Raw genomic sequence first — 20778 nt, forward strand, 5'->3', positions numbered from 1 at the left:
CCACTACTGCAGGGTGATGGGATTGACGATGTCGGCGAGCAGGAGCAGCCCGGACAGCACCACGAAGGCGCCGGCGACGACGTAGGCGACCGGCATCAGCCGGGCGATGTCGAACGGGCCGGGGTCCGGGCGGCCGCGCAGCCGGGCCACGACGGCCCGGGCCTTCTCGTAGAGCGCGCCGGCCACGTGCCCGCCGTCGAGCGGGTAGATCGGCAGCAGGTTGAACAGGAACAGCACCAGGTTGACGCCGGCCAGCAGCTGGAAGAAGAAGCTGATCTTCTCGGTGGTGGTGAAGTCGGCGTAGGCGAAGACCTCGCCGGAGAGCCGGCTCACCCCCACGACGCCGATCGGGCCGTTCGGGTCCCGCTCCTCGCCGAGGAACGTGGCGCGGACCAGCGCGGGGATGCGCTGCGGCATCTCCAGGAGCCGGTCGACCGACTGGGCCAGCCGGTCGCCGAGGAAGCCCGGCACCGCGGTGACCGGCTGCTGCACGTAGGTCTGCGCGGCACTGACCCCGACGTAGCCGACCGTCTCGGTGCCGTCGGCCTCGCCGTCGTCGTCGGCGTCGACGTAGACGGTGTTCTCGATCGGGGTGACGGTCAGGTCGAGCTGCCGGGCGGCGCCGTCGGAGTCCCGCTCGACGGTGACCACCACGGGGGTGTCGATGCTGCCCCGGATGGCGCCCTGGACCTGCAGCCAGCCCTCGTCGGGCTGCTGGCTGACCGGCTCGCCGTCGATCGCGACGATGGTGTCCCCGGCGCGCAGCCCGGCCGCGGCGGCCGGCGAGGGCGGGGCCTCCGCGGGGCAGGTGGTGGCGGTCGACGTGGCCGGCAGCACGCACTCGGGGACGGCGGCGATGGTGGTCGTCGTCCCCGGGATGCCGAAGCCCACCAGGACGACGGTGAAGAAGACCACGGCCAGCACCAGGTTGTGGAAGGGGCCGGCGAACATCACGATCACCCGCTGCCACCAGGGCTTCTTGTAGAAGACCCGGTCGACGTCGCTGGGCAGGACGTCGTTGAGCGCCTGGCCGCGCACCTCGGCGATGAAGCTGCGCATCCGGGTGGCGCGCTTGCTCTCGTGCTCCTCCGCCGGCGGGATCATGCCGACGATCCGGATGTAGCCGCCCAGCGGGACGGCCTTGATGCCGTACTGGGTCTCGCCCCGGCGGAACGAGGCGACGGTCGGGCCGAAGCCGACCATGAACTGGGGCACCCGCATGCCGAACCGGCGGGCCCAGAAGAAGTGGCCGAACTCGTGGAAGCCGATCGAGAACAGCAGGCCGATCGCGAACGCGACGATCCCGAGGACCGTCAGGAGGAACCCGTTCAGCTCTAGCCTCCGGCGATGGCGGCGTGGGCGTGCTGCCGGGCCCACCTCTCGGCGGCCAGCACGTCCTCGACGCAGGTGGGTGCGCCGAGGTCCGGCGCGGCGTCGAGGGTACGCGCGATGACCTCGACGATGGCTGGGAACGACAGGTGTCCGGCGGCGAACGCGGCGACCGCCTCCTCGTTGGCCGCGTTGTACAACGCGGGCACCACGCCTCCCGCCTCTCCGGCCTGCCGGGCGAGCCGGACGGCGGGGAACACCTCCGCGTCCAGCGGCAGGAACTCCCAGGTGCTGGCGGTGGACCAGTCCAGTGCGGGCTGCACGTGCGGCAACCGGTCCGGCCAGGCCAGCGCCAGCGCGATGGGCAGCCGCATGTCCGGCGGGCTCGCCTGGGCGATGGTCGCGCCGTCGGAGAAGGTCACCATCGAGTGCACGATCGACTGCGGGTGGACCACCACGTCGATGTCGGCGTACGGGACGCCGAAGAGCAGGTGCGCCTCGATCAGCTCCAGCCCCTTGTTGACCAGGGTCGCGGAGTTGATGGTCACGACCGGGCCCATGTCCCAGGTGGGGTGGGCCAGCGCCTGCTCCCGGGTGACGCCGGCGAGCTCGGCCGCGGAACGCCCGCGGAACGGCCCGCCGCTGGCGGTGAGCACCAGCCGGGCCACCTCGTCGCGCGTCCCGCCCCGCAGGCACTGCGCCAGCGCCGAGTGCTCGGAGTCGACCGGCACCAGCTGGCCCGGCGCCGCCGCGGCGGTGACCAGTGCGCCGCCGGCGACCAGGGACTCCTTGTTGGCCAGCGCGACCGTGCGCCCGGCGCGCAGCGCGGACAGGGTCGGCCCCAGCCCGATGGAGCCGGTGATGCCGTTGAGGACGACGTCGGCCGGACGGGTGGCGAGCTCCTCGGCGGCCCGCGGACCGGCGAGGATCTCCGGGAGCGCGTACCGGCCCTGCGCCCAGCCCCGCTGCTGCGCGGCGGCGTAGAAGGCCAGCTGCAGGTCCTGCGCGGCGGTCGCCCGGGCCACGGCCACGGTGCGCACGCCCAGCGACAGGGCCTGCTCGGCCAGCAGCCCGACGTCCCCGCCGCCCGCCGCCAGGCCGGTGATCCGCAGCCGCTCGGGGTTCTGCCGGACGACGTCGATGGCCTGCCGGCCGATGGACCCGGTGGACCCGAGCACGGTGACCGTCCGCGGGCTCCGCTGCGGTGAACTCACCGGGCCATCCTCGCAAGACGCGCTCCCTGCCCGTCCGGTGCGCGCGTGGCGGGCCTGTCATCATGAGGACGTGAGCGAGCACAGCGGACGGGGACAGGGGCACCAGACCAGCGCCCGGGTGGTCGAGCAGCCCATGCGCGAGGAGGGCGTCGTCCGTGCGGGCGAGACGCCGATCACCCACGAGCACCCCGAGGACTGGGGCTGGCACGCGGAGATGGGCAAGTGGGGCCGCCGCCTGGTGTGGCTCCCGATCCTGAGCCTGCTGGTCATGCTGGTCGGCAACCACGAGGGCCGGGTCGAGGACCTCTGGCTGGTCGGCCTGGCGCTGGTCATGGTCGGGATCGCGCTGTGGGACGTCCGCCGGCGGAAGAACTCCTGGCGCTCCCGCTGATCGAGGACCTCGACCGGCTCAGCTGACGGTCACGCCGATCGCCGTGCCGACGAGGTAGGTCGCTCCGGCGGCGAGGGCTCCGAACAGCAACTGGCGGAGCGCTGCCCACCACCACGGGCGCGGGGTGAACCGGGCGGACAGGGCACCGGCGAGCGCGAGCCCGGCACCCCCGCACACCAGCGCCAGCCAGAGCACGGACATGCCGAACAGGTACGGCAGCAGCGGCACCGCCGCGCCGGCCGCGAAGGTGACGAACGAGGACACCGCGGCCACCCGGGGCGACGGGGTGTCCTCCGGGTTCAGCCCGATCTCCGCCACGACGTGCAGCCGCAGCGCGGTCTCCGGATCGCGGGACAGCTGCACCGAGACCCGCTCGGCCAGCTCGTCGTCGACCCCGCGGGCCCGCAGCAGCTCGACCAGCTCCTGGCGCTCGCCCTCGGGGTTGCGTGCGAGCTCCCGGCGCTCCTTGGCGACCTCCAGCTCGAGCTGCTCGTTCTGGGTGGTCACCGACGTGTACTCGCCCAGGGCCATGGAGACGGCGCCGGCGACCAGGCTGGCCACGCCGGAGAGGACCACGGTCTGGGCCGACGCCCCGCCGGCACCGACCCCGGAGACCAGCGCGGTGTTGGTCACCAGCCCGTCCATGGCGCCGAAGACGGCGGCCCGCAGCCATCCGCCGGAGACGTCGGCGTGCGTGTGCTCGTGCGCGTCCTCGCCGGGCAGCGCACCGGTGCTCACGTTCGGTCCGACTCCGCCCCCAGCGGGACACCCTCCTCGACCCCCGGCACCGCGGTGGCGACCGTGGGGACGCCGTCCACCCGGTCGGTGGCGGCCAGCTGCCCGCAGGCGCCGTCGATGTCCGACCCGCGGGTGTCGCGGACGGTGGTCGGCACGCCCGCGGCCCGCAGGCGGGCCACGAACTCGCGCTGGGCCGGCAGCGGGCTCGCGTCCCACTTGCTGCCCGGGGTGGGGTTCAGCGGGATGAGGTTCACGTGGGCCAGCCGCTGGGCCAGCAGCCTGCCGAGCAGGTCGGCGCGGAACGGCTGGTCGTTCACGTTGCGGATCAGCGCGTACTCGATGGAGTACCGGCGGCCGGTGCGGCGGGCGTAGTCGTCGGCGGCGGCGAGCACCTCGGCGACCTTCCAGCGGGTGTTGATCGGCACCAGGGTGTCGCGCAGCTCGTCGTCGGGTGCGTGCAGGCTGACCGCCAGGGTGGCCTGCAGGCCTTCCTCGGTCAGCTTCCGGATGGCCGGCACCAGGCCGACCGTGGACACCGTCACCGACCGCTGCGACAACCCCAGGCCGTACGGCGCCGGGGTCACCAGGGCGTCGAGGGTCTTGCGGACCCGGGCGTAGTTGGCCAGCGGCTCGCCCATGCCCATGAACACCACGTTCGACAGCCGCCCCGGGCCGCCGGCGATCTCCCCGCCGGTCATCGCCGCGGCCGCCGCGACGGCCTGGCCGATGATCTCGGCGGCGGAGAGGTTGCGGGTGAGGCCGCTCTGGCCGGTGGCGCAGAACGGGCACGCCATGCCGCAGCCGGCCTGGCTGGAGATGCACACGGTGGCGCGGTCCGGATAGCGCATCAGGACGCTCTCGACGAGGGCGCCGTCGTGCAGCCGCCACAGCGTCTTGCGGGTGCGCCCGCCGTCGGCCTCCAGGTGCCGGACGGGGGTCAGCAGCCCCGGCAGCAGCGCCTCGGCGAGGTCCGCCCGTGCGGCGGCGGGCACGTCGGTCATCCGGGCCGGGTCGGTGACCCCGGCGTAGAAGTGGCGGGCCAGCTGGTCGGCGCGGAAGGCCGGGTGCCCCAGCTCGGCGACCGCGGCGCGGGCGTCCTGCCGGGTGAGGTCGGCGAGGTGGCGCGGCGGCTTGGTGCGGCGGGGAGCGTCGAAGACGAGTGGCAGGGCAGTCATGGCGCTGCCCATGGTCCCACCCATCCGACCGCGGGGCTGCCGCCCGCGGGGTGAGATGACTCCCGCCCTCAGGGCTCGAGCGGGCTGACCCCCGTGCTCGTCGCCGTGGGGACGGCCTCCGTGGGCGCAGCCGTCCCCGTGGCGGGGGCCTCCGTCGGCGTGGCCACGGGATCGGCCGTCGTGGTGGCCTCCGGGGTCGTGCCGGTCGGGTCGGGCTGGGTCGGCACGGTCGTGGCCGGCCCAGTCGTGGTCGGCGCCGTCGTCCCCGTCGTCTCCGGGGCGGTCGTGGAGCCGGTCGGCGCGCTGGTCGTCTGCGGCGCGGTCGCCGTCCGCCCGGGGGCCGCCGTCTCGTGGACGACCGGCTGCGGCACGTCCGGGTCCAGCCCGGCGAGGTCCTCGTTCAGGACCGGCGGCTCCGCGGCCGGCGGGGCGACGACGACGGGGGCGCCGCCGGGCACGGCGGCCGGCGGCGGCGTGGCGGCGGACGGGCGCGACCGGGGAACGACGGGCGCCCGACCCGCCACACCGGTGGTGATCTTGGTCCAGACGGCGGCGGCCGAGGGCTGCGGCGTGGTCGCCACCGGATCGGTGGCCTCGACGACCGGCGTGGGAGCCGTCGGGGCGGCGGGGCCGGGCGTACGGGCTCGCCCGGGACCCGGTGTGGTGGCGGCGGCTCCACCGGCGCCCTGCCCGGCGCCCTGCCCGGCGACCTGCCCGGCGACCTGCCCGGCGCCCTGCCCGGCGTCCTGCTCGGCGGCCGCGACGGTCGGCCGCTCCGGATCGGCGGAGCCGACAGCCGAGGCCAGGCCGACGCCCGCGGCGACGAGGAGCACGGCCAGCGGGACCAGGACGCGGGCCCGCCACCGGGGGGCGACGGGCGGCGTGCGGACGGCCACGGCCTCGGCCGGCTCGGGATCCTCCGCAGCGGGCTGCTCGGGCTGGGCAGCCGGCTCGGCCGCGCGGGCCGACTCGGCGGCGAGGACCTCTGCGGCCAGGCGCAGGGCGGCACGCTCCTCCTCGTCCTGCAGGTCGGTCCGCTCGTCCTCGTCGGGACGCAGGGCCTGCAGCTCGGCCTCCAGTTCCAGCGCCGCGCGCACCAGCGCCTCGCGGGTCGGCGCCTGGCGGGCCGTCGTGTCCGCTTCCGGACCGTCGCCGTCCTCGGTCGCCAGTCCGGCGGGGCCGGTCCACTGCGGCAGCCAGACCTCGTCCCACGCCGGCGCCGGGTCGGCGGGCTCGCCCTCGCGGGGGGCGGGCACGGTCACCGGCTCTCGGTCGGCCGCGGCCTCCGTCGCCGGGAGCGCGGGCGCCGCGTCGTCCGACCGCGGCCCGGGCACCACGGTCTCCGTCGTCGTCGGAGAACCGTCCCCCCGCGCTCGTCGCGACGCCATCCGCACTCCTCCCGGCGGTCGTCGCCGGCCGCCGAGCGCGGCCGGCGTTGTCGACCGGATCCGTCCAGCGATGCTCCCGCGCGACCTCGCGCGGGCACCGCACGGCGGGCCGTCACATGTGACGACGCCGGGTCACGGGTTTGGTGCGATGTCGCCAGCCACCCGGGAGAGGTCCGCGTGCTGCCGGACCCAGGAGTGCATCGCGATCCCCGCGGCCACGCCGGCGTTCAGCGAGCGCGTCGAGCCGAACTGCGCGATGGACACGGTGAGGTCCGCGGCCGCCCGGGCCTGCGGGCTGAGGCCGGGCCCCTCCTGCCCGAACAGCAGGACGCACTCCCGGGGCAGCCCGGCGGTCTCCAGCGCGGCCGCTCCGGGACCGTTGTCGACCGCGACCAGCGCCAGGCCCGCCGCCCGGGCGTACGCGGCCAGCCCGGTCACGTCGGGGTGGTGGCGCAGGTGCTGGTAGCGGTCGGTGACCATCGCGCCGCGGCGGTTCCACCGGCGGCGGCCGACGACGTGCACCTCCGCGGCGAGGAAGGCGTTCGCCGTCCGCACCACCGTCCCGATGTTCAGGTCGTGACCGAAGTTCTCGATGGCCACGTGGAACGGGTGCCGGCGCCGGTCCAGGTCGGCGACGATCGCCTCGAGGGTCCAGTACCGGTACCGGTCGGCGACATTGCGCCGGTCGCCCGCGGCCAGCAGCCCGGGGTCGTACCGGTCGTCGTCGGGCCAGGGGCCGCCCCACGGGCCGACGCCGACCGACGTGCCCCACTCGGTCGGGCCAGGTACGGAGTCCTCGCTCATCGCCGGGCATGCTGCCATCCGGGTCCGGGACGACGGACCGCGGACGCCGGGAGGACGCACGTGCCCGCTGACCTGCTCGTGCACCTGATCACGCCCGGCGACTGGCGGGCGGCGCTCGCTGCGGGGGCGGTCCGCCCGCCGTCGCTGGTCACCGAGGGCTTCGTTCACCTGTCGGCGCCCGGCCAGGTCCACCTGCCCGCGGCCCGGCTCTTCCCCGGGCGGCGGGACGTCGTCCTGCTGGTCGTCGACCCGCGGCGGCTGACCGCGCCGGTGCGCTGGGAGCCCGGCGTCCCCGGCGACCCGGGGAGCATGCGGTTCCCCCACCTGTACGGCGGGCTGCCCACCTCCGCCGTCGTCGGCGTGGTGCCCTGGCGGGACGGCGCCGCGCCGGAGCTGCCCGGCACCGACGACGCGGCCGCCCGCGCCCGGGCGCTGATGGTCTCGCTGCCGGTCCGCCGCGCGCCGCACGTGCACGACCTGCCCGGTGGCTTCGCCGTGGCCGACCCCGCCTTGCCCCACTCGCGGGACGACAACCGGGTGCTGTTGACGGCCGCGACCGACGTCGGGGCGGTCGAGGGGCTGACGTCGGAGGCGGCAGCCCGGGCCGGCTGGCCGGCCGCCGCGGTCACCTTGCTGCACCCCGGCTCCGCGCCGGTCGCGGCCGAGCTGGAGCGGCGGGGCTGGGAGGTCTCCCCCGCCCTCGTGATGGCCCGCTGGGCCCCCTTCCCCGACGGGGCGCCGGGGCGGGTCGAGGCCGTGCCGCAGGAGGCGGTCCACCCGCTGTGGGAGGCGCAGTGGCGGCGGGAGCTGACCGGGTCCGGCGCCGGGCTGGACGAGGTGGTCACCCAACTCGTGGGCCGGGAGCACCGCACCGACCGGGTGGTCGCGGTGACCGACCTCGCCGTCCGGGAGCAGGGCCGGGTGGTCGCCGCCGCCCAGCTGCGGGTCGACGGCGCGACCGGCTGGATCGAGTCGGTCGTCACCGAGCCGGCCGCCCGCCGCCGGGGGCACGGGGACGCGCTGCTGGCGGCGGCACTGGCCGGGGCGGCGGCGGCCGGGTGCGACCTGGTGCTGCTGGAGGCGGCGGTCCTGGACTGGCCGCGGGAGTGGTACGCGCGCCGGGGGTTCTCGGTGGTGACCCGGAGCTGGGAGGCGGTCCGCCGCCGGTGAGCCCGGGTCAGACCGGCGGGACGACGACGGAGAGGACCAGCCAGGCCACCGCGGCCGAGGGCAGCAGCGAGTCCATCCGGTCCATCAGCCCGCCGTGCCCGGGCAGCAGGTTCCCCATGTCCTTGATGCCCAGGTCGCGCTTGATCAGCGACTCGCCCAGGTCACCGAGGGTCGCGGTCAGCGCGATGGTCACGCCGAAGAGCACCCCGCCCCACCAGGGGCCGGAGAAGGCGAGGGTGATCAGCAGGACCCCGACGAGCACGCACGCGGCCACCGAGCCGGCGAGGCCCTCCCACGACTTCTTGGGGCTGACCGACGGCGCCAGCGGGTGCTTGCCGAACAGCACGCCCGCGGCGAACCCGCCGACGTCGCTGCACACCACCGTGAAGATGAACGCGAGCACCCGGGCTCCGCCGTCGTCGGGCACCAGGAGCAGCGCGGCGAAGCCGGCCAGGAGGGGGACGTACAGGGCGACGAGCACGGCCGCCGAGGCGTCCCGGAGGTAGCCGACCGGGCCGTCCGCCAGCCGCCAGACCAGGACGGCGACGACGGTCAGCAGGAAGCCGACCACCAGCCCCGAGGCCCCGCGGGTCCAGGCCAGCGCCAGCATCAGGACGGCGCCGACCACGACCGGGGTCAGCGGGGGCTGCTGCCCACCGGCACGCAGGGCCCGGCTCAGCTCGACGATGCTGATCACCACGGCGGCGACGAGCACCAGCAGGAACGACGGGCGCCAGACCGCCAGCGTCACCAGGACGACGCCGCCGAGGCCGGCCCCCACGCTGACCGCGGCCGCCATGTCCCGGCCGGCCCGGCCGGGGACGCGCCGCGGCGGGGCCACGGGGTCCACCGGCGCGACGGGGTCCACCGGGACGACGGCGTCCACCGGGACGACGGCGTCCACCGGGGCGTCCGCGGACGCCGACCGGGGGGCCGGTGTCGGCCGCACGGCTCCGCGGGCACCCGGCGGCGGGACCGGGGGCCGCCCGATCCGGCGCTCCGGCGCGGCCTCGGGCAGCCCCACCGTCGCGGGACCGCTGACCGCCGCCGGGGCGTCACCGGTCCGCGGCGCGGCCAGGCCGGAGCGGCCCCGGGCAGGCTCCCGCCCCGAGCCGACGGGCTCGGGGCGGTCGTGGCGGCGGATCACGGCGGGCGTCCGGGGGCCGGGTCAGACGTCGAGCAGCTCGGCTTCCTTGTTCTTCATCGCCTCGTCGATGCTGGCGACGTGGGTGGCGGTCAGGTCGTCGAGCTCCTTCTCCGCCCGGCGGACGTCGTCCTCACCGGCCTCGCCGTCCTTGGCGATGCGGTCCAGCTCCTCCTTGGCCCGGCGGCGGACGTTGCGGATGGCGACCTTCGCCTCCTCGCCCTTGTGCCGGGCCACCTTCACCAGGTCGCGGCGGCGCTCCTCGGTCAGCTGCGGGAAGATCACCCGGATCAGCGAGCCGTCGTTGGTGGGGTTCACGCCCAGGTCGGAGTCGCGGATGGACCTCTCGATGGCGTTGAGCTGGGTGGCGTCGTAGGGCTTGATGACGGCCATCCGCGCCTCGGGGACGCTGATCGAGGCCATCTGCGGCACCGGCGTCGGCGACCCGTAGTAGTCCACGATGATCTTGTTGAACATCGAGGGGGCGGCGCGGCCGGTACGGACGGATCCGAGGTCCTCGCGGGCGACCGACAGGGCCTTGTCCATCCGCTCCTCGGCGTCGAGCAGGGTGTCGTCGATCACGGGTTCACTCCTCCTGCGGCGGCTGCCGCCGTACTGGCCGGGATGGGTTGCTGCGTGGGCGTGGGCGACGTCCGGCGATCGTCGTCCGTACCCGGTCCCCGTCGGGTCAGACCGGCTGACTGATCAGGGTGCCGATCTTCTCACCTGCGACCGCCCGAGCGATGTTGCCGTCCTTGAGCAGGTTGAACACGACGATCGGCATGCTGTTGTCCATGCACAGGCTGATCGCCGTCGCGTCGGCGACCCCGAGCTGCTTGGCCAGGACCGTGCCGTAGTCCAGGTCGTCGTACATGGTGGCGGACGGGTTGGTCCGCGGGTCGTCGTCGTACACGCCGTCGACACCGTTCTTGGCCATGAGCAGCACCTGGCAGCCGATCTCCAGCGCCCGCTGCGCGGCGACGGTGTCGGTGGAGAAGTAGGGCATCCCCGCGCCGGCGCCGAAGATGACCAGCCGGCCCTTCTCCATGTGGCGGACTGCCTTGCGCGGGATGTAGGGCTCGGCGACCTGGCCCATGGTGATCGCCGTCTGCACCCGGGTCTCGAGGCCCACCTGCTCGCAGAACGCCTGCAGGGCCAGCGCGTTCATGACCGTGCCGAGCATGCCCATGTAGTCGGCGTGCCGGCGGTCCATGCCCGCCTCGGCGAGCTCGGCGCCCCGGAAGAAGTTGCCGCCGCCCACGACGACGGCCACCTGGGTGCCGCCGTGCACGACCTCGGCGAGCTGCTCGGCGATGTTGTGCACGATGCCGCCGTCGACGCCGACCATTCCGCCGCCGAAGGCCTCACCGGAGAGCTTGAGCAGCACCCGTCGGTAGCCGCTGCCGTCGGTCGGAGCGGAGGCGGCGGGCGCGAACAGCAGGCCCTCCGGGTTGCTGGTAGCCGTCGTGTCGGTCACGTTCGTCCCTCGGGTCGGTGTCGTCTGGACCGGATCCTGCCCCATCGTCGGCGCGGGGTCCTCCGCACCGTCCGGGACGGCCACCGGCCCCGCCCCCGGAAGGGGGACGGGGCCGGTGAGATGCTGGAACTGCCCCGTCGCAGGGGCCCCCCGAGCGTGCGAGGGGCGGGGTGCGACGGGGTCCTCGAGGTCAGGCCTGGCCGACCTCGAAGCGGACGAACCGCTCGACGGTCAGGCCGGCGTCGCCGACGACCTGCTTCACGGTGCGCTTCGGCTCGGTGATGGAGGGCTGCTCCAGCAGGACGAAGTCCTTGAAGTAGGCGTTGACCCGACCCTCGACGATCTTGCTGATCGCCTGCTCGGGCTTGCCCTCCTCCTTGGCCGTCTGCTCGGCGACCCGGCGCTCGGTCTCCACCGCCTCGGCGGGGACCTCCTCGCGGGACAGGTAGCGCGGACGGGCGGCGGCGATGTGCATCGCCAGGGAGCGGGCCGCCTCCTCGTTCCCACCGGAGTACTGCACCGCGACACCGATGGCCGGGGGCAGGTCGGTGGCGCGCTTGTGCAGGTAGACCGCGGTGGTGCCCTCGAAGAAGGCGAACCGGGAGAGGACCAGCTTCTCGCCGATGCGGGCCGACTCGGCCTCGATCAGCTTCTCGACGGTCTGGCCGTCGACCTCGGTGGCCAGCAGGCCCGCGACGTCGGCCGGCTTCTCGGCGATCGCGAGGTCGAGGAGCTTCTCGGCCAGCGCGACGAAGTCGGCGTTCTTGGCGACGAAGTCGGTCTCGCAGTCGAGCTCGAGCAGCGCGCCGCCCTTGCTGACGACGACGCCGTTGGTCGTCGAGCGCTCGAGGCGCTTGCCGACGTCCTTGGCGCCCTTGATCCGCAGGAACTCGATGGCCTTGTCGTACTCGCCGTCGGCCTCGGTCAGGGCCTTCTTGGCGTCCATCATGCCGGCGCCGGTGGCGTCGCGGAGGCGCTTGACGTCGGCTGCGGTGAAGGCGGGCATGTCACTTCCTTCCGATGATTCGGGAAACGGAGCTCACGCTCCGCTTGGGCTCGCGGCGGCCCCGTCGCAGGGGCCCGCCGCCAGCTCGCGAGCGGTGGGGGGCGAGGGGGCCTTATGCGTTCTGGGCGCCCTGGGTGCCGGTCTCGGTGCTGCCGGTGGCGGGCACGCCCTCGACCGGGGCCACCTCCTCGGCGGTGACGGCCGGCGGCGCGGCCGGGGTCTCCGGCAGCTCGGTGGCCGGGGCCTCGCCGGTCTGGCCGGTGAGGAGCTCGCGCTCCCAGTCGGCCAGCGGCTCGCCGCCGCCGACGGCCGGGGCCTCGGCGCCGTCCTCGGTGCGACCGGCGTTGGCCTGCGCGGCCGAGCGGGCCATGAGGCCGTCGGCGACCGCGTCGGCGATGACGCGGGTCAGCAGCGCGGTGCTGCGGATCGCGTCGTCGTTGCCCGGGATCTTGTAGTCGACCTCGTCGGGGTCGCAGTTGGTGTCGAGGATCGCCACGACGGGGATGCCCAGCTTCCGGGCCTCGCCGACGGCGATGTGCTCCTTCTTGGTGTCCACGATCCAGACGGCGCTGGGCACCTTCTTCATGTCGCGGATGCCGCCGAGGGAGCGCTCGAGCTTGGCCTTCTCGCGGGAGAGGACCAGCTGCTCCTTCTTCGACAGGCTGACCAGCGCGCCGGTCTGCTCGAGGTCCTCGAGCTCCCGGAGGCGCTCCAGCCGCTTGAAGACGGTCTGGAAGTTGGTGAGCATGCCGCCCAGCCAGCGCTGGTTCACGTAAGGCATGCCGACGCGGGTCGCCTGCTCGGCGATGACCTCCTGCGCCTGGCGCTTGGTGCCGATGAACATGATCGAACCGCCGTGGGCGACGGTCTGCTTCACGAACTCGTAGGCCTGGTCGATGTAGCCCAGCGTCTGCTGGATGTCGATGATGTAGATGCCGTTGCGCTCGGTGAAGATGAAGCGCTTCATCTTCGGGTTCCACCGACGGGTCTGGTGCCCGAAGTGGACCCCGCTGTCGAGCAGGTTCTTCATGCTGACGACTGCCACGTGGCGCCGCCTTCCTTCTCGTGCGCGGGCGACCGGTGGCCGGGACCGCGCTGCTCGGTTGTCGCATCCGCCCCCGGTGGGGCGCTGCCCTGGTGTCCGGCCGCGCCACCGAACCCGCCGGAGAGGACGGGACCGAGGTGGCGACTGCCCCGCTGCAGCAGCGGGAAGAGGACACGCGAAGTCGGTCCACCGAAGGCGGACCGCGTGGACGAGCATACGCGCTCCTCCGAACGGCCCCGGACCGGCCGTCCCCAGCAGCGGCATCGGTCCACAGCCGGCCGTCCCGGGCTCCGGCGGGACTCCCGACGGGGCACGGTTGCCGAGGTGACCGCCCGCCACCTGCTCGCCGCGCTCGGGGCCGTCCTCGCGGTCCTGGCGGGTCCCGCCGGCGCTGCCGCCGCGCCCCTGCCGGCTGCCTCCGGCACGTGGTCCTGGCCGCTGCAGGGTCCACCGGTCGTGACCCGCTGGTTCGAGCCCCCGCCCGGCCCCTACGCGGCGGGGCACCGCGGCGTCGACCTGGCCGGCGCCGAGGGCGCCCCGGTGCTCAGCGCGGCGGGCGGCGTGGTGGCCTTCGCCGGCATGGTCGCGGGACGGCCGGTGGTGAGCGTCGACCACCCCGGCGGCCTGCGGACGACGTACGAGCCGGTGCGCGCGGTGGTCGCCGCCGGCCGGTCGGTGGCCCGCGGCGCGCCGCTGGGAGTTCTGCTGCCCGGGCACCCCGGCTGCCCCGCCGCCGCCTGCCTCCACTGGGGGCTGCGCCGGGGGGACACCTACCTGGACCCGCTGTCCCGGCTCGCACCACCACGGGTGCGGCTGCTGCCGTGGGGAGCCGGCCGACAGGTGGGGCAGGGACGGGCCGACGGCGAACGCCGAGGGCCGGCGTCGCCCCGCGTGGGGAGCGACGCCGGCCCTCGGCGTACCGCGGCTCAGCGGCCGCGCGTGCTGCGACCGGTCAGCGGTCGGCGTGCACCGTCTGGCCACGGTCGAGGGAGCGGTGGTCGTCGCCCTCGATCTCCTTGGCGAACAGGCCTGCGCCCACCGCCCACAGGATGCCGCCGACGAGGCCGATCCAGGCGCCCATCTCGGTCTGCAGCTCCGCGCCGCGCTCGAAGGCGCCCGGCGGGTCGAAGACGTAGCCGAGCGACAGCAGGACGGCGGCGATGCCGACGGCCATGGTCGTCAGGGTCAGGCCGCGGTGCTGGTTGCGGCGGGCGCGCTGCAGTGCGTAGACCAGCGCGGCGGCCAGGCCGACGCCGAGGAACGCGGTGAAGGCGATGACGGTGTCGGCCTCGTAGCCGCTCGCCGAGGTCGCCTGGTCACCGGTGGTCGACACCCAGTCGAGGTAGGTCGCGATGACGAAGACCACGATGCCGGCGATGGCGACGTAGGCGCCCGTCGGCGTCGCGCGGTCGTCGTGGTGCAGCGCGTCAGCGCCGGTGGAAGGTCGTGCGTTTGTTGCCATGGCCCGACAGTGCCCACAGCAGACCCACAGGGAAACAAGATGTGACAAGGGCAACGCCCGGCCGGGCCAGCGGGACGGCAGATGTGGCCATTCCTCTCCTCGCGAGGACGCCGGCGACGGGCGGATCCGTCGGCGCGGCGGTCAGGCCATGTCGACGAGCTTGGTGCGCAGGTGCAGGACCGCCTTGGTGTGCAGCTGGCAGATCCGGCTCTCGGTCACGCCGAGGACCCGGCCGATGTCGGCCAGCGTGAGCCCCTCGAAGTAGTAGAGGCTGACCACGACCTTCTCCCGGTCGGGCAGCTGCTCCACGGCCCGGGCCAGCAGTTGCCGGGCCTCCCCGTGCTCGGCCATCGCCTGCGGGTCGAGGGCGCTGGAGTCCTGCAGCGTGTCGACCAGGCGGGGCGCCGAGCCGTCGTCGTCGACCAGCAGCTCGTCGAGGGCGACGACGTTGACCAGGGACAGCTGGCCGAGGAACTTGCGCACCTCCTCGACGTCCAGGTCCATCGCCGCGGCGATCTCCTCGTCGGTGGGACTGCGCTGCAGCTGGCTCTCCAGCGTGGCGACCGTGCGCTCGAACTGCCGGGCCTTCATGCGCACCGAGCGCGGGATCCAGTCGGTCGACCGCAGCTCGTCGATGATCGCGCCGCGGATCCGGGCCATCGCGTAGCTCTCGAACTTGATCTCCCGGGACGGCTCGAACCGGGTGATCGCGTCGATGAGGCCGAAGGTCCCGTAGGAGACAAGGTCGGCCTGCTCGACGTGCGCCGGCAGCCCGCTCCCGACCCGGCCGGCGACGTACTTGACCAGCGGCGCGTAGTGCAGGATCAGCCGGTCGCGCAGCTCGCTGTCCCGGTCGACGACGTAGCGCGCCCACAGGTCGGCCACCGCCGCGTCCGTGCCCTCGCTGCCACCGACGTGCACTGTCGCCTCAGACACCGGACTCCCCTCCGTGCGGTCCCCGACCGCGGCATCGCCCCGTTCCCGGGACACCTTCTCAGGCCCGCGGGTGCGCCCGCGCGTGCACCGCACGGAGCCGCTCCACCGTCACGTGCGTGTAGACCTGCGTGGTGGCGAGGCTAGCGTGCCCCAGCAGCTCCTGGACGGAGCGCAGGTCGGCGCCGCCCTCCAGCACGTGGGTGGCCGCGGAGTGCCGCAGCCCGTGCGGGCCGATGTCGGGTGTCCCCGGTGCGGCCGCGACCGCCGCGTGCACCACCCGGCGCGCCTCGCGGGCGTCCAGCCGCCCCCCGCGCACACCGAGCAGCAGCGCCGGGCCGCTGCCGGCGGTGGCCAGCACCGGCCGCCCGCGGGTCAGCCAGGCGTCCACGGCGGCCGCCGCCGGTGCTCCGAAGGGGACGCTGCGCTCCTTGCGCCCCTTGCCGAGCACCCTCAGCAGCCGGCGCCCGCGGTCGACGTCGTCGACGTCGAGGCCGACCAGCTCGCCGACCCGCACACCGCTGGCGTAGAGCAGCTCGAGCACCAGGGTGTTGCGCAGCCGCAGCGCCGCCCCTTCCGGGGACTCGTCCTCGGCGGGCGTGCCACCGGCCTGCTCCAGGACGGCCCGGGCCTGCTCGGTCCCGAGGACGTCGGGGAGGGTGCGGTGGGCCCGCGGGCTGGCCAGGCGGAGGCCGACGTCCTCGGCGGTCTCACCGGTGCGGCGCAGGTGGGCGGTGAACGACCGGGCCGAGGCCGCCCGCCGCGCCGTGGTGGCGCGGCCGTCGCCACGGGTCCGGCCCGCGGCCAGCCAGCTGCGCAGGGTCGCGAGGTCCAGGTCGGCGACGGTGGTCCCGCTGCGCCGCACCAGGTGGTCCAGCAGCGAGACGACGTCACCGACGTACCCGCGCACCGTGTGGTCGGACAGGTCGCGCTCCAGCCGCAGGTGCTCCTCCCACCCGTCCAGCGACACGGCGAGGGCGGGTGGCAGCGCGGCGCGCATCTCTGCGGTCCCGGCGGCCATGCCCCGAGCGTGCGTGGGCTCCGCCGGGCGGTCAACGGGGCGCGCCGCACCGGCCCCGCCGCCGGCGGTTCAGCGCCCACTCCGCAGCCGCCGCAGCCGCCAGCCCGTGCCGGTCCACTCCACCAGGTCGGCGAGCTCGAGGGCGGGCAGCACCCGCAGCACGTCGACGGCGTCGACCCCGGCCACCGACGCCAACCGCTCCGGAGGGACGCCGATCCGCACCGGGCAGGCGTCCAGCACCCGCCGGGCGACGTCGGAGAGCCCGTCCCGCGGGTCCGCCGCCCGCTCGGCGGGCCGGGCGAGGTCGTGGCCGAACGAGCCGACGGCGTCGAGCACGTGCGCCGCCGAGGCCACCAGGACGGCCTCCGCCTCCTGGTCGCGGAGCAGCTCGTGGCAGCCCACGGACATCGCCGAGGTGACCGGCCCGGGCACCACCATGACCTGCTTGCCCAGCTTCCGCGCCCGGTGGGCGGTCGCCGCCGCGCCGGACCGGGCGGCCGCCTCGACGACCACGGTGCCCCGGGTGAGCGCGGCGATCAGCCGGTTGCGCACCAGGAAGCGGTGCTGGTGCGGCGCGGCGCCCGGCGGCCACTCGCTCACCACCAGCCCGCTGTCGGCGATCCGGTTCAGCAGCGCGCCGTTGCCGGCGGGGTACGGCCGGTCGACCCCGCAGGCGAGGACCGCGATAGTCGGCCCGCCCGCGGCCAGCGCGCCCCGGTGGGCGGCGGCGTCGATGCCGTAGGCGCCGCCGGACACCACCGTCCACCCCCGCTCCCCCAGCTGGTGACCGAGCTCGCCGGCGACGTGCTCGCCGTAGGCGGTGCAGGCCCGCGCCCCGACGACCGCCACGGCGCGGTCGGCGAGCTCGTCGAGCCGCCCCGGCCCGCGGACCCACAGCGCGACCGGCGGCACCGGGGCCACCGTCCGCGGGGACTGCTCCTTGGGGTCGTCGGGCTCCGCCGCCGTGGCGAGGGTCAGCGAGTGCAGCGGGAACGCGGGCCACTCGTCGTCCTCGGGGACGACCAGCCGCGCGCCGCACCGCTCGGCTCGACGCAGGTCGGCGAGGCTCTGATCCTGCTGCGCCCGGGCACCGACCAGCCCGAGGACCGGGGCGGGCGCGCGGCCCGACCGGATGCGGCGGACCGCCTCGAGCGGGCCCTCCCGGTCGACGAACCGCCAGAAGACGACCGATCCGGGCTCCGCGGCCCGGCTCAGCCAGGCCCGCGCGCGACGTACCGCCGGACCGGGGTCCGCGAGGTCCTCGTCGAGGGCGGTCATGCCGCTGCCCGCTGGAGTCGCATGCCCAGTGCCTCGGCGACGTGGTCGGCCCGCGGGCTGGGGGTCCCGGCGAGGTCGGCGAGAGTCCAGGCCACCCGGAGCACGCGGTCGAAGCCACGGACCGACAGCGCCCCCCGCTCCAACGCCCGCTCGGCCAGCGCGAGGGCACTGCGCGGCACGGGCCAACGCTCGCGCAGCAGCCGGCCCGGGACCTGGCTGTTGACGGCCAGGCCCGTTCCGGCCAGCCGGCTCGCCGCGGCCGACCGCGCCGCCCGCACGCGCTGGGCGACCACGGCGGTGGACTCCGGCGGCGCCAGCCCGTCCAGCCACGCCGCCCGGGTCACCGCCGGCAACTGCACCCGCAGGTCGATCCGGTCGAGCAGCGGTCCGGAGAGCCGGGACTGGTAGCGGCGCCGCTCCAGGGGGCTGCACGTGCAGGCGGCGTCGCCGGCCGCGCTCGCGCACGGACAGGGGTTGGCGGCGAGGACCAGCTGTGCCCGGCAGGGGAAGGTCGCCGAGCCCGAGGCCCGGTGGATCGTGACCTCCCCGCGCTCCAGCGGCTGACGCAGGGTGTCCAGGACCGCCCGCGGGAACTCGGGGGCCTCGTCGAGGAACAGCACGCCGAGGTGGGCCCGGCACAGCGCGCCCGGCCTGATCTGGCCGGAGCCGCCACCGACGAGCGCGACGGTCGAGGCCGAGTGGTGGGGCGCCTCGAAGGTCGGGCGGGTGACCAGCGGCGCACCCGGTGGCAGCGTCCCGGCGATCGAGGCGATCGCGGTCACCTCCAGGGAGGACCGCTCGTCCAGGGGCGGCAGCAGGCCGGGCAGGCGCTCGGCCAGCATCGTCTTCCCGGCTCCCGGCGGGCCGCTGAGGAACAGGTGGTGGCCGCCGGCGGCGGCCACCTCCACGGCCCGCCGTCCGACCGCCTGCCCGACGACGTCGGCGAGGTCGGGCCCGGGCGGGGCCGCGGGTGCTGCCGAGCGGATGTGCCCGGGGATCGGCGTCCGGCCCGCGAGGTGGGCCACCACCTGCGCCAGGCTGCCGGCGGCGAGCACCTCGATGCCCTCGACCAGCGCGGCCTCATCGGCGTTGTCCCGCGGGACGACGACGCGGCCGTGTCCGGCCCGGGCGGCCGCCAGCACCGCCGGGAGGACCCCGCGGACCGCCCGGACGCCGCCGTCGAGACCGAGCTCGCCGAGGAGCACCAGGTCCCGGACCCGGTCGGCGGGCACCACCCGGGTGCCGGCGAGCACGGCGACCGCGAGCGCCAGGTCGAACCCGCTCCCCTGCTTGGGCATGGCCGCCGGGGACAGCCCGATGGTGACCCGGCGCAGCGGGAACGCGTGCCCGACGTTGACCACCGCGGCCCGCACCCGGTCGATCGACTGCCGGACCACGGCGTCGGGCAGGCCGACGAGCACCACCGTCGGCACGCCCGGTGCCAGGTCGACCTCCACCTCGACCATCGCGCCGTGCACCCCGACCAGGCCCACGGACCACGTGCGTGCCAGCGCCATCAGAACGCGTTCCGCAGGTGGGTGACCTGGGCCGGCCCCGCCGCGGGCACCTGCACGCCCACCACGTCGAACCGCAGGTCGGGGGCATGGTGGTCGTGCGCGTCGAGCCACGCCCGCGCCAGGTGGCGCAGGCGCCGACGCTTGGCCGGCGTCACCGCCTCGGCGGGGGTGCCGAACCCGGTGCCCGAGCGGGTCTTGACCTCGCAGAAGACCAGGGCGTCGCCGTCCCGGGCCACCACGTCCAGCTCGCCGTCCCGGCAGCGCCAGTTGCGGTCCAGGACGTGCAGGCCGGAGTCGGTGAGGGCGCGTACGGCGACCCGCTCGCCGTAGGCACCCAGGGCGGCGCGCCGCCCCAGGGGTCGCTCGTCTGTGCTCACACCGCCACGGTGCTGGTCCGCACCGGCGCGCGGGTGCCCGGCGAGGGATCTGTGGACGGAGGACCCGGCTGTGGACGACGACCGGCGGTGCCCGGTCCACGCCTGTTGGGCTGGCCCGGTGACCTACCTCACTCCGGCCTCGTGCGGCTCAGGGCAGCCGGGGGCCGTCGGGCAGCTCGAGGTCGGGCTTGTCCAGCTCCTCGACGTTGACGTCCTTGAACGTCACCACCCGGACGTTCTTCACGAAACGGGCCGGGCGGTACATGTCCCACACCCAGGCATCGGAGAGGTTCAGCTCGAAGAACACCTCGCCCCCGGCCTCGCGCACCTGGAGGTCGACGCTGTTGGCCAGGTAGAACCGTCGCTCGGTCTCCACGACGTAGGAGAACTGCCGGACGATGTCCTTGTACTCGCGATAGAGCTGCAGCTCCATCTCGGTCTCGTACTTCTCGAGGTCCTCGGTGCTCATCGGGCGTGCTCCACGAGGGACGGAACTGCGGCCACGAGCCCGGCTGCGGGCAGCGGGGGCGCGGACGGGGACGACGGAGCGTCGGTCGGGAGGAGCACCCGCCCATCATCGTCCATCGCCCCGGCAGTCGGCAGCGGCAGCGTCCGCCCGGCGTGTGCCTCGCGGGCCCGTGCCACGTTGACGAAGCGCATGCGGTGCTCGGGGCACGGGCCGTGCCGGTCGAGGGCCTGACTGTGCGCGTCGGTGATGTAGCCCTTGTGCACGTCGAACCCGTACTCCGGGAAGCGCTCGTGCAGCTCCAGCATGATCCGGTCGCGGGTCACCTTGGCCAGCACCGACGCCGCGGCGACGCAGGCCGCGACCCGGTCCCCCTTCCACACGGCGAGCGTCGGCCGGCACAGCCCGCTCACCGGGAAGCCGTCGGTGAGCACGTAGTCAGGCCCGGGCTGCAGGACCCGGACGGCGCGGCGCAGCGCCTCGACGTTGGTGACGTGCATGCCCCGGGCGTCCAGGTCGGGCACCGGGATGACCACCACCGACCACGCCACCGCCCGGTCCACGACCTCGGCGTAGACCCGCTCGCGGCTGGCCGCGGTGAGCAGCTTGGAGTCGGCGAGCTCCGGCACGCGGCCCCGCCGCCCGGCGGGCAGCACGCAGGCGGCGGCCACGAGCGGCCCGGCGCAGGCACCGCGGCCGGCCTCGTCGGCGCCGGCGACCGCGGTGAAGCCCCGCTGCCGCAGCCAGCGCTCCATCGCCCACAGGGCGTCGGGGGCGCCGTCGTCGGGAGCTCGGGGAGAGGCCGGGGGTGCGGATCGGGCAGCCATCGCCTGCCGACCCTAC

Annotated in this window: 21 protein-coding genes and 1 pseudogene; 3 read left to right on the top strand and 19 right to left on the bottom strand. The window is 75.4% G+C overall.

What is annotated here, in order from left to right; translation table 11 throughout:
- Positions 1-3: 3 nt before the first annotated feature.
- Together HL189_RS14380 and dxr are read right to left on the bottom strand one after the other, a co-directional pair.
- A complete protein-coding gene (locus HL189_RS14380) occupies positions 4-1377 on the bottom strand; it encodes an RIP metalloprotease (RefSeq protein WP_369134393.1) in 1374 nt (457 codons plus the stop codon).
- Entirely contained in the window at positions 1335-2543 is a 1209-nt protein-coding gene (gene dxr / locus HL189_RS14385) for a 1-deoxy-D-xylulose-5-phosphate reductoisomerase (RefSeq protein ID WP_369134394.1), read from the bottom strand. The genes HL189_RS14380 and dxr overlap by 43 nt, the downstream gene beginning before the upstream one ends.
- 70 nt (positions 2544-2613) lie before the next feature.
- Between dxr and HL189_RS14390 the strand changes: the two genes are divergently transcribed.
- Entirely contained in the window at positions 2614-2934 is a 321-nt protein-coding gene (locus HL189_RS14390; RefSeq protein WP_369134395.1) for a DUF2631 domain-containing protein, read from the top strand.
- A gap of 18 nt (positions 2935-2952) precedes the next feature.
- Here HL189_RS14390 and HL189_RS14395 read toward each other — a convergent pair whose 3' ends face one another.
- The 4 genes from HL189_RS14395 to HL189_RS14410 all read right to left on the bottom strand — a co-directional run bounded on the left by HL189_RS14395 (position 2953) and on the right by HL189_RS14410 (position 7039).
- On the bottom strand, positions 2953-3672 hold the full coding sequence (locus HL189_RS14395) for a VIT1/CCC1 transporter family protein (RefSeq protein ID WP_369134396.1): 720 nt from the start codon (positions 3670-3672) through the stop codon (positions 2953-2955).
- Positions 3669-4847 (bottom strand): 23S rRNA (adenine(2503)-C(2))-methyltransferase RlmN, encoded by a 1179-nt coding sequence (gene rlmN / locus HL189_RS14400; RefSeq protein ID WP_369134397.1) that lies wholly within the window; start codon positions 4845-4847, stop codon positions 3669-3671. The genes HL189_RS14395 and rlmN overlap by 4 nt, the downstream gene beginning before the upstream one ends.
- Before the next feature lie 68 nt (positions 4848-4915).
- A complete protein-coding gene (locus tag HL189_RS14405; protein ID WP_369134398.1) occupies positions 4916-6235 on the bottom strand; it encodes a hypothetical protein in 1320 nt (439 codons plus the stop codon).
- A 132-nt stretch (positions 6236-6367) separates the two neighbouring features.
- Positions 6368-7039 (bottom strand): TrmH family RNA methyltransferase, encoded by a 672-nt coding sequence (locus HL189_RS14410; protein ID WP_369134399.1) that lies wholly within the window; start codon positions 7037-7039, stop codon positions 6368-6370.
- A gap of 60 nt (positions 7040-7099) precedes the next feature.
- Here HL189_RS14410 and HL189_RS14415 point away from each other — a divergent pair, with 60 nt between their 5' ends.
- Positions 7100-8209 (top strand): GNAT family N-acetyltransferase, encoded by a 1110-nt coding sequence (locus tag HL189_RS14415; RefSeq protein WP_369134400.1) that lies wholly within the window; start codon positions 7100-7102, stop codon positions 8207-8209.
- A gap of 7 nt (positions 8210-8216) precedes the next feature.
- On the opposite strand, the gene HL189_RS14420 is transcribed toward HL189_RS14415, so the two are convergent.
- The 5 genes from HL189_RS14420 to rpsB form a co-directional block, all read right to left on the bottom strand.
- Complete coding sequence (locus HL189_RS14420; protein ID WP_369134401.1) at positions 8217-9356, bottom strand: phosphatidate cytidylyltransferase; 1140 nt, start codon at positions 9354-9356, stop codon at positions 8217-8219.
- A 21-nt stretch (positions 9357-9377) separates the two neighbouring features.
- A complete protein-coding gene (gene frr / locus HL189_RS14425) occupies positions 9378-9935 on the bottom strand; it encodes a ribosome recycling factor (RefSeq protein WP_369134402.1) in 558 nt (185 codons plus the stop codon).
- A 106-nt stretch (positions 9936-10041) separates the two neighbouring features.
- On the bottom strand, positions 10042-10791 hold the full coding sequence (gene pyrH / locus HL189_RS14430; protein ID WP_369134601.1) for a UMP kinase: 750 nt from the start codon (positions 10789-10791) through the stop codon (positions 10042-10044).
- Between the two features lie 229 nt (positions 10792-11020).
- Entirely contained in the window at positions 11021-11836 is an 816-nt protein-coding gene (gene tsf, locus HL189_RS14435; RefSeq protein ID WP_369134403.1) for a translation elongation factor Ts, read from the bottom strand.
- Between the two features lie 112 nt (positions 11837-11948).
- Positions 11949-12881: a 30S ribosomal protein S2 gene (gene rpsB, locus HL189_RS14440; protein WP_369134404.1), complete on the bottom strand. Its 933-nt coding sequence runs from the start codon at positions 12879-12881 to the stop codon at positions 11949-11951.
- Between the two features lie 456 nt (positions 12882-13337).
- On the opposite strand from rpsB, the pseudogene HL189_RS14445 reads away from it, so the two are divergent.
- Positions 13338-13652 (top strand): annotated as a pseudogene (locus tag HL189_RS14445) (peptidoglycan DD-metalloendopeptidase family protein); the annotation flags it as partial.
- Positions 13653-13833: 181 nt separating this feature from the next.
- Here the strand turns inward: HL189_RS14445 and HL189_RS14450 are convergent.
- From HL189_RS14450 to HL189_RS14485, 8 genes are all read right to left on the bottom strand, one after another.
- On the bottom strand, positions 13834-14343 hold the full coding sequence (locus HL189_RS14450) for a hypothetical protein (protein ID WP_369134405.1): 510 nt from the start codon (positions 14341-14343) through the stop codon (positions 13834-13836).
- A gap of 141 nt (positions 14344-14484) precedes the next feature.
- Complete coding sequence (whiG, locus tag HL189_RS14455) at positions 14485-15279, bottom strand: RNA polymerase sigma factor WhiG (protein ID WP_369134406.1); 795 nt, start codon at positions 15277-15279, stop codon at positions 14485-14487.
- A gap of 58 nt (positions 15280-15337) precedes the next feature.
- A complete protein-coding gene (locus HL189_RS14460) occupies positions 15338-16297 on the bottom strand; it encodes a tyrosine-type recombinase/integrase (RefSeq protein ID WP_369134407.1) in 960 nt (319 codons plus the stop codon).
- A gap of 69 nt (positions 16298-16366) precedes the next feature.
- Positions 16367-17575 carry a DNA-processing protein DprA gene (gene dprA / locus HL189_RS14465; RefSeq protein ID WP_369134408.1) on the bottom strand — a complete coding sequence of 403 codons (1209 nt, stop codon included), beginning with the start codon at positions 17573-17575 and terminating at the stop codon, positions 16367-16369.
- On the bottom strand, positions 17572-19092 hold the full coding sequence (locus HL189_RS14470) for a YifB family Mg chelatase-like AAA ATPase (protein ID WP_369134409.1): 1521 nt from the start codon (positions 19090-19092) through the stop codon (positions 17572-17574). Before HL189_RS14470 ends, dprA begins: the two co-directional genes overlap by 4 nt.
- Positions 19092-19469, bottom strand: coding sequence for a YraN family protein (locus HL189_RS14475; protein ID WP_369134410.1), 378 nt, complete (start codon positions 19467-19469; stop codon positions 19092-19094). Before HL189_RS14475 ends, HL189_RS14470 begins: the two co-directional genes overlap by 1 nt.
- A gap of 148 nt (positions 19470-19617) precedes the next feature.
- Positions 19618-19938, bottom strand: a complete 321-nt coding sequence (locus HL189_RS14480; RefSeq protein ID WP_222269673.1) for a DUF2469 domain-containing protein — start codon at positions 19936-19938, stop codon at positions 19618-19620.
- Positions 19935-20762 carry a ribonuclease HII gene (locus tag HL189_RS14485; protein WP_369134411.1) on the bottom strand — a complete coding sequence of 276 codons (828 nt, stop codon included), beginning with the start codon at positions 20760-20762 and terminating at the stop codon, positions 19935-19937. Before HL189_RS14485 ends, HL189_RS14480 begins: the two co-directional genes overlap by 4 nt.
- Between the last annotated feature and the right edge of the window lie 16 nt (positions 20763-20778).

Source organism: Modestobacter sp. I12A-02662, from assembly GCF_041028325.1.
Taxonomy (GTDB): Bacteria; Actinomycetota; Actinomycetes; order Mycobacteriales; family Geodermatophilaceae; genus Modestobacter.

What these genes read in the sequence shown, in the direction of transcription:
- dprA (WP_369134408.1), bottom strand. Translation starts at nt 17,575, where the DNA reads ATGACCGCCCTCGACGAGGACCTCGCGGACCCCGGTCCGGCGGTACGT.
- HL189_RS14450 (WP_369134405.1), bottom strand. Translation starts at nt 14,343, where the DNA reads ATGGCAACAAACGCACGACCTTCCACCGGCGCTGACGCGCTGCACCAC.
- rlmN (WP_369134397.1), bottom strand. Translation starts at nt 4,847, where the DNA reads ATGACTGCCCTGCCACTCGTCTTCGACGCTCCCCGCCGCACCAAGCCG.
- tsf (WP_369134403.1), bottom strand. Translation starts at nt 11,836, where the DNA reads ATGCCCGCCTTCACCGCAGCCGACGTCAAGCGCCTCCGCGACGCCACC.
- HL189_RS14405 (WP_369134398.1), bottom strand. Translation starts at nt 6,235, where the DNA reads ATGGCGTCGCGACGAGCGCGGGGGGACGGTTCTCCGACGACGACGGAG.
- HL189_RS14470 (WP_369134409.1), bottom strand. Translation starts at nt 19,092, where the DNA reads ATGGCGCTGGCACGCACGTGGTCCGTGGGCCTGGTCGGGGTGCACGGC.
- HL189_RS14485 (WP_369134411.1), bottom strand. Translation starts at nt 20,762, where the DNA reads ATGGCTGCCCGATCCGCACCCCCGGCCTCTCCCCGAGCTCCCGACGAC.
- HL189_RS14410 (WP_369134399.1), bottom strand. Translation starts at nt 7,039, where the DNA reads ATGAGCGAGGACTCCGTACCTGGCCCGACCGAGTGGGGCACGTCGGTC.
- HL189_RS14460 (WP_369134407.1), bottom strand. Translation starts at nt 16,297, where the DNA reads ATGGCCGCCGGGACCGCAGAGATGCGCGCCGCGCTGCCACCCGCCCTC.
- HL189_RS14480 (WP_222269673.1), bottom strand. Translation starts at nt 19,938, where the DNA reads ATGAGCACCGAGGACCTCGAGAAGTACGAGACCGAGATGGAGCTGCAG.